Genomic DNA, 12,438 nt, shown 5'->3' on the forward strand with positions numbered 1-12,438 from the left:
AAATTAAGCCAAACCTTACAAATACAAAACAGTCTTTTGTATTTTATGAATTCACTTTTTTAAAAGAGTTCACAGGCCTACTTTACAATTAAATTCTGTCTATTTTGTACAACTAGCGTTCAGAATCATGACTTAAATTCATTTTTTACAAATTTAAAATGGATTTCTAAAGGTGCTATTTATTTCAAATAAACACGTACTCTATCTGTTTTGCCGTGTAAAATCAAACGAAACTTTTTGGACGAAAGTCAAAAATGAATCTTGTTTTACAACAAGAAAACTATCAACTAACTTATTTTTTTAACACCCAACCCCTCTTTGTGGAAAGAAGTTATTGTTGGGATATTTTATACTATTAACCATTCAAAAAAACCAAACCTTGAAAAATTTATCCGCTTTACAATCCGCTTGTATTTTTATCTTATTCCTTACGATTGCTTTTAACACCCAACACATGACTGCACAAGGTTGTGTGGCAGTTCGCCAAATGGGAGGGCAAAATTTAAATTCTTCAAATTCTTACAATCTAGATAGTGGTGAATTTCAAGTAGGAGCAAATTATCGCTATTTTCACTCTTGGAGACACTTTGTTGGCAAAGAGGAACAACTACAACGTCAATTAACAGGCGGTGGATTTGATGCAAATGGAAAAGAACGCGGCAATGCAGTAAACATTTATTCTCATGCAGTCGATTTAAATGTTTCTTATGGACTAACCGACCGTATTCAGTTGAACGCAACATTACCTTATGTAAACAATGAGCGTTCTCAAATATTGAGACAAACAACTCCTGTAAAAAACACCTACCGTTACAGTGTTTATGCAGATGGAATTGCAGATGCACGTTTAAGTGTAAACTATTGGGTTTTTAATCCTAAAACAGCCAAAAAAGGAAACCTTATGGTAGGATTAGGTGTAAAATTAAATAATGGTAGTCATGATGAAATGGACGATGCCCCACAAACTGATGGAACTACCAAAAGTCTTGTAATGGATCAAGCTATTCAACCGGGAGACGGTGGCGTAGGTTTTTCAGTAGAACTTCAAGCATTCCGTCAATTGACAGGACGCCTTTATGGTTTTGCAAATGGATATTATTTGTTCAATCCAAGAGAATCAAACGGTACATTTAAATCCGCTCCAAAAGCAGGACTAGAAGGATATGAAATATACGCAAGTCCAGACCAATATTTTGGACGTGCAGGATTTATGGCTGCTATTGACAAAAAAGAAAATTTCACCGTATCATTGGCAGGAAGATTTGAAGGAATTCCAGCTTACGATGCTTTTGGTGGTCAGGTAGCGTATCGTCGCCCTGGATATGTTATTGCAGTTGAATATGGATTTTCATATCGCATAGGGAAACATGGTTTCAGTCTTTACATCCCTTACAATGTTGTAAAAAACCGTATTCAAAGCGCAGCTGATATTGCTTCTCAAGATTTACAAAATTCAGTAATAACTGACCCAAGCAAATATGTACATGTACAAGGTGATGCAGCTTTTGCTGATTACTCTATCAATGTTGGTTATTCGTATCGTTTCAATTTAAATAAAAAAATGACAATGTCAATGAAGCATTAATTTTAGATTAATAACTGAAGAGAATCAATTCTTTTTAGTTATTTTTTTAGAAAAAGATTTTAAATCAAAAGATTACATATGCCATCTCATAATTAAACTATTTTATTAAAATGAAAAAATTTTACTTAAGTTGCTTATTATTAGCACCTATCTTTCTGAATGCCCAAACAGATATTGACGGGATCATGATGAGCAAAAATAATTTTTGTGTTGGAGCAATATATCAATACAGTAGCTGGGATGAATATTGGGAAGGATCTCTTAAAAGAGAGAATCTAAATCTTGGTACCGTATCGACAAAATCCATTGGACTTATGGGAAACTATGGTATCTCTGATAAGTTGAATGCTATTTTTAGTGTGCCGTATGTAGAAACCAATGCTTCTGCCGGAACCATGAAAGGTCAAAAGGGAATACAAGATCTTTCGCTTACGCTAAAATACATGCCTCTGGAGAAAACAGTTGGTCAGTCAACCTATTCCATTTATGCTTTGGGAAGTTTTTCAACACCACTATCCGATTATCCTGCTGATTATTTACCGTTAAGCCTTGGTTTACGCAGCAAAACAGCTTCATTGCGATTAATGGGAGACTACCAGAGAGGAAACTTCTTTGCTACATTATCTGGCGCTTATGTAAAAAGAGCGAATATAACAATTGATAGAAATGCCTATCTAACTGACGAAATCCATTATACGAATGAAGTCAATATGCCTGATGTCATTTCAGTGAATTTCAGAGCAGGTTATCGTTCTAATCGATTGATTGCCGAGTTTATTATAGACAATTGGGTAACGCAATCCGGAGGATTTGATATTACAAAAAATAATATGCCTTTTCCAAGTAATACCATGAATGCGTTAAAATATGGTGTTAATTCTAAATATACATTTAAAAAAATACCTGAATTATCTCTCGTAGGTGGTTATAACTATGTAGTGGAAGGAAGAAACGTTGGAAAATCAGACACCTTCTATGGAGGTGTATTTTATGTGATTAATTTTAAAAAAACAAGCAAACAAGATGAAAAATAATATACAAAAAACAGCCTATACTACTCTTCTAGCTTTATTTCTTGCCTGCACCTATTCGTGTAGTGATGATATTACTGAAAAAAACGAACAATTTCATGCCTTAAACCCTACCAATACAGACGATTTAGCTGGAACTTGGAAAACTTTTTTATTGGCGACTCCAAACGAATTCCCACTTGATGTACCTCTTGCCACAAATACGCCAGCATTCACAAGAGAAATTAACGAAATAAAAAGCTACCAAGTCAACATCTCAGAAGATCAAAAAAGAATAATAAAATATTGGAGTGCTGGTGGTGTTTTACGCTGGAATGAAATTATGCGAACTTTAGTGGCAAGACATAACCGCCCTCCCTATCAAAATGAAGATGGAACCTATCCCGCACCATCGGCAGCAAATCCGTTTGCGAATCCTGAATTTCCATTTTCAAATCCACCATATGCAGCTAGAGCCTATGCTTATGTAAGTGCAGCGCAATATGATGCAATGGTTGCCACATGGTATTATAAAAAATTATACAACAGGGCAGCTCCTTTTACCGTTGATGCAACTTTACAAGTTTTAATTCCAAAAAGCAGTATGCCGTCCTATCCTTCAGAAGATGGTGTATTGTCTGGTGTTACAGTTGAATTATTAAAACTATTATTCCCAACTGAAATCGCATACATTACTGGAAAAGCGGAAGAACAAAAACTATATCGTATTATTAGCGGTGCCAATGTTCGAAGTGATGTTGATGCAGGAATTATTTTAGGTAGAAAAATTGCCGCTAAATTTATTGCCCGAGCCTCTACTGATGGAACTGGAGCTGCTATAGGAAATCAAGTGCTTTGGACTCAATTGGAGACGCAAACTGCGGCTACTGGAGAAACACCATGGTTGTCATTAGATTTACCTGCAAGACCTCCAATGTTACCATTATTTGGAAAAGTAAAGTCATTTATAATGACTCCTGAAATGGTTGTTGCCAGTCGCCCGGTTCCGCCACCTTCAACAAAATCAGAACAATTTGCAAAAGAATTAGCTGAAATAAAAAATTATGGTAATAATCCATCTAGAAAGAACATGGAAATTGTTACTTTTTGGGCTGATGGTGTAGGAACTTATACACCCCCTGGGCACTGGAATGCTATAGCATCAGAGTCATTTGTAGAACAAAATTATAGTGAAGTACGATGGGCAAGAAATATGGCATTATTAAATATTGCGATGATGGATGCTGCTATCAGTTGTTGGGATGCAAAGTATTTTTACTTTAATCCAAGACCATCACAAATGGACCCTTCTATAAAAACAATGACCGGAACGCCTAACTTCCCTTCCTATGTATCGGGCCATTCTACTTTTAGTGGCGCAGCTTGTGTAGTTTTATCGCATTTCATTCCCGCAAAAGCTCAAAGTTTCATAAATATGGCAAAAGAAGCATCTGATTCTAGAATGTTTGGCTGTATACATTACAGAAGTGATTGCGAAAAAGGACTTCAATTAGGCGAAAAAGTAGGTGGATTTGCCGTTGCCAGAGCAGCCACAGACGGTGCTGAATAATTCAAATAAATGAGTTGATACTTTGTTTTAATGGTTTGTTTTAATATTTCATTTTATCAACTACCGCCTAACAGACGTTGGAAATCTGTTAGGCTTTTTATTCTTTAACTATTGAAGTTTGAAACACAATTACAATCTTTTCTGATATCGAAAAACAGGAAACGCACACAACTAACAATTTCATTATGAAACCAATATTCAACTCCTTTTATTTTAGATTTAGTAAAAAAATGGAAAAACACAGTGTCAATATGATGCGAATTTCTCTTGCAATAGTCTATGTCTGGTTTGGTGCTTTGAAAATTTTCGGTATGAGTCCTGCCGGTGATCTGGTAGAACAAACTGTTTATTGGTTTAAACCAGAAATATTTATTCCAATTCTTGGCATTTGCGAAGTAATTATAGGTCTAGGTTTGCTCATAAAACGATTCATTCCTTATACAATTGTATTGTTATTGATGCATATGGCAGTTACATTTTTTCCCATTTTTATACTAAAAACAGCCTGTTTTGACTCTTTCCCTTACTGTCCTACTCTAGTTGGCCAATACATAATTAAAAATCTTATCTTGATTTCTGGAGCCCTAGTAATTGCAGCAAAATACAATGAAAAGTATTATGCAGAAATGAATTCAAAACTAATTATAAAATAAAAATTAAAATCCGTTTTTACATAATCAAAAGATTATCTATTTTTATAATTACAGCTAAAACAAATCGTAATTAAATAAACTTGTTAATCAAAAGAATGGATGAAACCTATAAATTATAAAAGAGCGTCAACACTGGACGAACTTGAACAAATTAGAACACTACAGTTACAAAACAGTTCTCAAAACATAAGTGCTGAAGAGAAACTTCAAGAAGGATTTGTTACCGTACAACACACCGTTGCTTTACTGGAACAAATGAATTCAGCCAGTGCACATATTATTGCCAAAAACAATGATATCTTAGTAGGTTTTGCATTGGTAATGCTTTCCAGTTTTAGAAACGAAATTAAGGTTCTTATTCCCCTATTTGAAAGAATTGACGGAATAGTCTCCAAGGATAAAATATTCGTTGTAATGGGCCAAATTTGCGTAGCTAAAAACTATAGAAAACAAGGAATATTTCGAGGACTTTATCATTTTTACAGAGAGGAGCTACAACATGAATATGATTATTTAATCACTGAAGTTGCCGCTATAAACCTTCGTTCGATGCAAGCTCACGAAGCCGTTGGTTTCAAAACAATCGATAATTATGAAGAAGATGGGATTGTTTGGAATATCATGCTTTGGGATTGGACATAAAAAAAGCCTAACGATTAAGTTAGACTTTAATTTTTTATAATCGAAATTACTTTAGTCCGCTAAAATAATAACTTTATTATCTTTCATTTCAATTGTTCCTGAAGTGATTGCTAGCGTATAATTTTGATCATCTAGCTTTATGAATTTACTGGCTACTTCTTTTGCGAAAGCAAAATTAGAAGCTGTAATTTTCACAACACCTTTTCCTAAAATAGAAACGATTGGTGCGTGGTTATTCAAAATTTGAAAGCTTCCATCAACTCCTGGCAATGTAACCGAAGTAACTTCTGCTGAAAATAATTTTGCTTCTGGTGATACTATTTCTAAAATCATAATTTTTTCAATTATGAATTATGAATTATAAATTATAAATTATTTGAGGCTACCCAATTCATAATTTATAATTCATAATTTATAATTCTTTTTAAGCTTCCGCCAACATTTTTTCTCCAGCTTCGATAGCTTCTTCAATAGTACCTTTAAGGTTAAAAGCTGATTCTGGCAAGTGATCTAATTCACCGTCAATAATCATATTAAATCCTTTGATAGTATCTTTAATATCAACTAAAACTCCTTTTAATCCTGTAAATTGCTCCGCAACATGGAAAGGTTGAGATAAGAAACGTTGAACACGACGCGCTCTTGAAACGGCTAATTTATCTTCTTCTGATAATTCTTCCATACCAAGGATAGCGATGATATCTTGTAATTGTTTGTATTTTTGTAAAATTTCTTTTACCCTTTGTGCACAGTCATAATGCTCATCACCTAAAATTTGAGGAGTAAGGATTCTTGAAGTGGAATCCAATGGATCCACTGCAGGATAAATTCCTAACTCAGCAATTTTACGAGACAATACAGTAGTAGCATCAAGGTGAGCAAAGGTTGTAGCCGGAGCTGGATCCGTTAAATCATCCGCAGGAACGTAAACCGCTTGAACAGATGTAATAGAACCTTTATTTGTGGATGTAATACGCTCTTGCATCGCACCCATTTCAGTAGCCAATGTTGGTTGGTATCCTACCGCTGATGGCATACGACCTAAAAGTGCCGAAACCTCAGAACCTGCTTGTGTAAAACGGAAGATATTATCCACGAAGAACAATACATCTTTTCCTTGATCAGTTCCTGCACCATCACGGAAATATTCCGCAATAGATAATCCAGAAAGTGCTACACGAGCACGAGCTCCTGGTGGCTCATTCATTTGACCGAAAACGAAAGTAGCTTTAGACTCTCTCATTCCTGGCATATCTACTTTAGATAAATCCCATCCTCCATTTTCCATAGAGTGCATGAATTCATCCCCGTATTTTATAATTCCTGACTCTAACATCTCGCGAAGTAAGTCATTTCCTTCACGTGTTCTTTCTCCTACTCCTGCGAATACGGAAAGTCCACCGTGACCTTTTGCGATATTGTTAATCAACTCCTGAATCAATACTGTTTTACCAACACCAGCACCACCGAACAATCCAATTTTACCCCCTTTTGAGTAAGGCTCAATTAAATCAATTACTTTAATACCTGTGAATAAAACTTCAGAAGAAGTAGATAAATCTTCGAATTTTGGTGCTTGTCTGTGAATAGACATTCCATTTTCACCTGTTTTTGGCAAGTTTCCTAAACCATCAATGGCATCTCCAATTACGTTGAATAAACGACCGTAAACATCAGCACCAATTGGCATTTGGATAGGATTTCCTGTTCCAACTACTTCATAACCTCTACTCAAACCATCTGTTGAGTCCATCGAAATGGTACGAACGGTATTTTCACCAATGTGAGATTGTACTTCAAGTACCAATAAAGTACCATCTTTTTTTGTGATTTCTAACGAATCATAAATTTTTGGAAGTTCAACATCCTTACCGTTGAAAACTACATCAACTACTGGTCCAATGATCTGGGCAACTTTTCCTATTACTTTTGACATTACTTATGTATTTATTAAATAGCTATTTAGGTTTATGAAATAATCCTAATCGAAACTTATCGATTAGACACTTTTTTCAGTGCGCAAAGATAATTTTTTAAAATATAAAATCAATATTTTTTTTTATAAAAAACAATACAATTTTACTGCTTTGTTTCTAATATTGTTTTAAAACAAACAAAATCATACTATTTAAACAAAAACAAAAGCCACCACGTCATAAAACGGATGGCTTTTTAAGTCTGACCAAAAATACGATTTATTGAATTATGGCTGGATACAATATTGGATAACGACTTAAATCAACTGGTCTTAATGTTGACGAATATTTAGCATTAATGGCTGCCGTAAATGCATTTGCTATCAAAGCATACCCTCTAGGACCCGGATGTATACCGTCAAGCGAAAACGCTCCACCAGTTACATATGTCGAAGTAAGCGTAAAACTATTACTTACTATTCCCACAGTTGACAATTGCGTCATAATCACTTTTGTATCCACAAAAGCCAACCCTTTAGCGTCAGCGATTGTTTTTATAGAGATATTATAAGCATCGGTAGCAACTTTTACTTCAGCAACTTCAGCTGGTATTAATACATGCTTGTCTTGTAATGGATAGGTAATTCCGAATTTATTTAAAGGCGATGGTGGCGCCATCCCAATACCGGAATCAGTTGCAGTAGGAGCTACCCCTATTGCAGATTGCGTTGGCAAAAGTACTAAATCCGTAGCAGTAGCTTGGCGAGCTTGTCCAAAAACACTTCCGTAAAAAGCTGCAGTGGCCTCACCCAAACTTGGAGTAAAAGCTGCCTTTAGTTGGGCAGACAAATTCGTCAAAGACTCATCTTTAATCAACATTGGATTAGCAACTGCTACAGAAAGAAGGTTAATTCTATCTCCAGCTCCAAATGCCGTTAATGCCTGTTTTAAGGGTCCGTACAATTGAGTATTTAAAGCAGCTATAGTAGCTTGCCCTACGGCTTCACTACCCCCACCAAGAACTTTAGCCGTCAATGGATTGTAAGGAACGGTCGTGAAATAAGGAAGCGTACTTACATAAGGAAGGTTTGCCACCACTCCTTTTGCGCCATTGGTCGTTAAATTAGTAACTAAACCCGAATAAACATTTGCAAAAACAGTAGGATCTGTTATATCATTACCTCCATAAGTAGCTGGATTTAAATTTCCTGTTTGATTAACACCAATACCTCCTGATGTTGCATAACCCAAAACATCATTCCCTCCAATCCATAAAGAAAAGAAAGTAGGTGCTTGAACTAAAGCATCAGCTAAAACTGTTGTTCCAGACGCAGTGGCAAAACGTGCAAAATAAGGATTTGCAGCACCACTAGCAACACCCGCCACATTTCCATATCCTGAAGCCACAAGATGATAACTCTTTGCCCCAGGAACTCCTAAATTATTAAAAGGCCCTGTAATCTTAGTAGTCACTTCAGTAGTAGGAGTCCCACTAACCGGCACCGGCGCTGTACCGTTAAAATACAAACGAACGGCTGCTATTACATTTCCTCCCAACAGCAATCCTCCAACATTATCGGATGTAAAAGGCGTTTTAAACTCACCCCCTCCAGCTGCCGCAAATTGTTGCGATAGTATAGTAACATAAGAACCTTCTTGTCCTTTTTTGAAAAGGGCACCATCACTATATCCCGCAGCAAAAGAATCGCCTAATGCTACATATTTTGTAAAACTGGCTGTTCCAGAAGTCACGGGCTCTTCAACAAGAGTTGCATTTTCATCGTCATTATTACATGCTACAAAGCTTAAAGAAACCAATAGTAGCCATTTGAAATTTTTTATCATGGTTATGTTTTTTATATTATTGACTCAATTACGGGTTGATTGTCCAAGAAGCAAAAAACTGCTGCCCAATTAACCCTGCACCTAATACTTGAGTATATTCTTTTCCTCCAATATTCGATGCTCCAAGCTTAAGAGTTGATTTTAATTTTGGCATATTGTAATTAACCTGAGCATCAATTACCGTAGCTGCATCGATCATACCGTCAACCATTGTAGATTGCCATAAATACGCACTATTCCATCTTCCGCTTACGTTAAAACCAAAATTATCAAACAACTTTTCGTTTCCAAAAGATGCTTTTACTCTGTGTTTTGGCGTATTAAAACCCGCTTCAAAACTTGGATCTTTTTCTTGATCGAATTTAAATTCTGCATAATTATAATTCACACCTACTTCAAAATTTCTATATACCTTTTTAGAAAGTCCAAGACCAAAACCAAGTGATTTGATTTCTATGTCAGTATTCGTATACAATTGATACGCCCTGTAATTACCATTTTGAAGCGCATGCAATGATTGAGCACCTGAATCGGTAGGCCCGGCTAAAGGATTCGGAGAATCTGCTGCTGTACCATAAAAGGGAGCTACAACATTTAAATTACCGATAAAATCATTATAGATATTATAATATCCATTAATATCAATAGATACATTTTCTATAAATGAACGGTATCCTATTTCAAATGCCTTAACCTGTTCCGGTTTTACATAATTTACATTTGTTTTTCTTAACAAAGCCGATCCTGCAATAGGATTACTACCCGCTAAAGCACTAAATGCGCTTACAGATGAAGCTGTGTATGAATTATTATAAGCATTCAAGCCAGTCATAACAACAGAAGTTCCACCAGCAAAAGTTTGACCAACAACTGTAGAGACCGGTAAAGTTTCACTGTATCTTGTTAAATTATCTGGAGCTGACCCAAGTAGTATGGCACTTCCTACATTAAACCCAATGTATTGATCTTGTGTTGATGGATTTCTAAAACCTGTTTGAAAAGAAGCTCTAAAGTTATGTTTCTTGCTTTCACCGCCAGAATATACTAGAGATATTCTAGGAGAAACACTACCATCGAAATTTTTTGATTTATCATAACGAACTGATCCTGTAAATTTCAATCTATCGTCTACAAATCTTTTTGTTAATTGCGTATAAGCACCATATTCATTATAATTAATAGGACCATTTGCATCGGTATAAATTCTACCGTGAGAATTTAATTCATAAAGTCTAAAAGACCCTCCAACTTGGATCTCAGCAAATTTTATAATGTCTTTAAAATTATAATTAGCGTCAGAATGGTATATTTTAGAATTATCTACTAATTTTGAACCCGTAAGCACACTTGGCTCATTAATCACACCATTAAAAGCAGCTTTAAATTCAGGGGTACCAGGAAGAAATCTTCCTGTATCAGCTGTATTTCTTGCCATTATATGCGCATTTTCAGGCGTCATGCCCGCTAATGTAGATTGAATATAAGCTCCTGCATATTGTCCGAACCATGTTTTATCATCTTTCCATTTTCTATTTATGTTTATTCCTGTAAAAAGCATATCATACGATTTCCCTCCATCTTCGTTAGTAGTATACCCTCTTACAAAGAAGTTTTTCCCTTTTATTTCTAATTTATGCTGTTGCATAAAAAAATCATTCAGATAATATCTATTGGCTCCTTGGTACACTGCATTTCCGAAACCAAATTTACTTTGCCAAATAACTTCTAAATTTTCATTCCCTAAAGGTCTATAGTGAAGAGAAAAATCAATTTTAGTATTACTTGCTTTATTATCTGTTAAATCCACTTCATTGTATCCTGTTCTACTTACATTATAATTTGGAAGTAAATTCACAGCACCAGCCGGTATTAAACCCAAAGCAGCTAAAGATTGCCCAACTCCTTTTATATTAGTGGTAACTTCATCACCATAAACGTTAATTCCATCATAATTTACGTTGCTTCTATCTCTTCCCACAACGGTCTTGTCATCATAGTTTGTCGCATGCCAATCCGTACCGTGCATGTAAGTGAAATTAACTTTTCCAGCTAATTTTGAACTAAACGCATGCGCCATTCTTACTCCATAATCAACGAAATCATTTGACCCGGCGGCATCTTGAACTGTCTGTCCAAACTTTGCGTAAGCAGTAATTCCCTGACTTGTAAATGGGCTTTTACTATTCATAAACAAAATACCATTGAAGGCATTTGCACCATATAATGCCGACGATGCTCCTGGCAACAACTCCACACTTTGAACATCGATTTCAGAAACACCAATCATATTTCCCAACACGAAATTTAATAATGGAGAAGAGTTATCCATTCCGTCAACCAATTGCATAAAACGGGTATTGGCAACAGTAGCAAAACCACGGGTATTTATTGATTTAAAAGACAAACTACTTGTATTCATTTGCACTTCTTTCAAGTTTTCTAAACCATCATAAAAAGTTGCAGATGCAGTCTTTTTAATATCCGCAACGCTCATTCTTTCAATTGTAACCGGAGATTCTAATACTCTTTCTGGGGTTCTTGAAGCTGATACTACTATCTCATTCAGTTTTGTTTCTTCATCGACAAGTTTAACCGTTACTTTTTGATTATTTGAAGAAATAGTTACTTTTTGAGAACCATAACCTACACTTGTAACGTTAAGCACATAGGGTAGCTTTGTTGATGAATTTAAAGTGAATTTTCCATCGATGTCGGTAATACTACCAGCTGTTTCTCCAACAATTTTGATGTTGGCTCCAGGAATAGGTTGATTGTTACTGTCTGTAACAATGCCTGAAATTGAATTTTGAGCAAAAGTTAGGCTACAAAAAAACAATGACAAAAAAAGTAAATACACTCTCATTGGGTTATAATTTGTTGGTTTATAACGCCAAAGTACAAATATTTTTGATATTAATAAAAAACAGCCTTTAAAATTTAATAATTATCAATGATTTTAACTCATTTGAACTTATTCTACATTTTACGAATTCTGTATTTTGTAAAAAATTAAGTAAAAAAATCAAAATAACACTATGCATGCATACAATAAATACATTAATCTTAATAATTTTATTAATTATTAGCTATTCAATAAAAATGAATAGACCGAAAAAAAAAATTAATTTTTCAAGATATTTTTCAAATTAGTCAAAACAAAACATAAAAAAACCTCGAAAGAAAAATCTTCCAAGGTCTTATATCTAAAGTAAATAAT

Annotated in this window: 9 protein-coding genes; 5 read left to right on the forward strand and 4 right to left on the reverse strand. The window is 35.0% G+C overall.

Annotated elements, in window-relative coordinates; all coding sequences use genetic code 11:
• Window positions 1–379 precede the first annotated feature (379 nt).
• The 5 genes from ACM55M_RS01180 to ACM55M_RS01200 all read left to right on the forward strand — a co-directional run bounded on the left by ACM55M_RS01180 (window position 380) and on the right by ACM55M_RS01200 (window position 5,460).
• The gene (locus tag ACM55M_RS01180; RefSeq protein WP_416855633.1) at window positions 380–1,585 is read left to right on the forward strand and encodes a hypothetical protein; all 1,206 of its coding nucleotides are present in this window, start codon (window positions 380–382) and stop codon (window positions 1,583–1,585) included.
• A 110-nt stretch (window positions 1,586–1,695) separates the two neighbouring features.
• Complete coding sequence (locus ACM55M_RS01185) at window positions 1,696–2,619, forward strand: hypothetical protein (RefSeq protein WP_416855634.1); 924 nt, start codon at window positions 1,696–1,698, stop codon at window positions 2,617–2,619.
• Entirely contained in the window at window positions 2,609–4,165 is a 1,557-nt protein-coding gene (locus ACM55M_RS01190) for a vanadium-dependent haloperoxidase (RefSeq protein ID WP_416855635.1), read from the forward strand. The genes ACM55M_RS01185 and ACM55M_RS01190 overlap by 11 nt, the downstream gene beginning before the upstream one ends.
• A gap of 230 nt (window positions 4,166–4,395) precedes the next feature.
• Complete coding sequence (locus ACM55M_RS01195; RefSeq protein ID WP_416855636.1) at window positions 4,396–4,818, forward strand: DoxX family membrane protein; 423 nt, start codon at window positions 4,396–4,398, stop codon at window positions 4,816–4,818.
• 99 nt (window positions 4,819–4,917) lie between these two features.
• Window positions 4,918–5,460, forward strand: coding sequence for a GNAT family N-acetyltransferase (locus ACM55M_RS01200; protein ID WP_416855637.1), 543 nt, complete (start codon window positions 4,918–4,920; stop codon window positions 5,458–5,460).
• Window positions 5,461–5,511: 51 nt separating this feature from the next.
• Here the strand turns inward: ACM55M_RS01200 and ACM55M_RS01205 are convergent, their stop codons facing one another.
• The 4 genes from ACM55M_RS01205 to ACM55M_RS01220 form a co-directional block, all read right to left on the reverse strand.
• Window positions 5,512–5,793: a FoF1 ATP synthase subunit delta/epsilon gene (locus ACM55M_RS01205; RefSeq protein ID WP_416834936.1), complete on the reverse strand. Its 282-nt coding sequence runs from the start codon at window positions 5,791–5,793 to the stop codon at window positions 5,512–5,514.
• Window positions 5,794–5,884: 91 nt separating this feature from the next.
• The gene (atpD, locus tag ACM55M_RS01210; RefSeq protein WP_073204939.1) at window positions 5,885–7,396 is read right to left on the reverse strand and encodes a F0F1 ATP synthase subunit beta; all 1,512 of its coding nucleotides are present in this window, start codon (window positions 7,394–7,396) and stop codon (window positions 5,885–5,887) included.
• Between the two features lie 259 nt (window positions 7,397–7,655).
• Window positions 7,656–9,221 carry a G-D-S-L family lipolytic protein gene (locus tag ACM55M_RS01215; protein WP_416855638.1) on the reverse strand — a complete coding sequence of 522 codons (1,566 nt, stop codon included), beginning with the start codon at window positions 9,219–9,221 and terminating at the stop codon, window positions 7,656–7,658.
• Between the two features lie 28 nt (window positions 9,222–9,249).
• Window positions 9,250–12,084, reverse strand: a complete 2,835-nt coding sequence (locus ACM55M_RS01220) for a TonB-dependent receptor (protein WP_416855639.1) — start codon at window positions 12,082–12,084, stop codon at window positions 9,250–9,252.
• Between the last annotated feature and the right edge of the window lie 354 nt (window positions 12,085–12,438).

The sequence above is a fragment of the Flavobacterium galactosi genome (genome assembly GCF_048158585.1).
In the GTDB taxonomy this organism is placed as follows: Bacteria; Bacteroidota; Bacteroidia; order Flavobacteriales; family Flavobacteriaceae; genus Flavobacterium; species Flavobacterium galactosi.

Coding starts and splice junctions, on each gene's coding strand:
- ACM55M_RS01185 (WP_416855634.1), top strand. CDS start 1,696: ATGAAAAAATTTTACTTAAGTTGCTTATTATTAGCACCTATCTTTCTG.
- ACM55M_RS01190 (WP_416855635.1), top strand. CDS start 2,609: ATGAAAAATAATATACAAAAAACAGCCTATACTACTCTTCTAGCTTTA.
- ACM55M_RS01195 (WP_416855636.1), top strand. CDS start 4,396: ATGGAAAAACACAGTGTCAATATGATGCGAATTTCTCTTGCAATAGTC.
- ACM55M_RS01200 (WP_416855637.1), top strand. CDS start 4,918: ATGAAACCTATAAATTATAAAAGAGCGTCAACACTGGACGAACTTGAA.
- ACM55M_RS01205 (WP_416834936.1), bottom strand. CDS start 5,793: ATGATTTTAGAAATAGTATCACCAGAAGCAAAATTATTTTCAGCAGAA.
- atpD (WP_073204939.1), bottom strand. CDS start 7,396: ATGTCAAAAGTAATAGGAAAAGTTGCCCAGATCATTGGACCAGTAGTT.
- ACM55M_RS01215 (WP_416855638.1), bottom strand. CDS start 9,221: ATGATAAAAAATTTCAAATGGCTACTATTGGTTTCTTTAAGCTTTGTA.
- ACM55M_RS01220 (WP_416855639.1), bottom strand. CDS start 12,084: ATGAGAGTGTATTTACTTTTTTTGTCATTGTTTTTTTGTAGCCTAACT.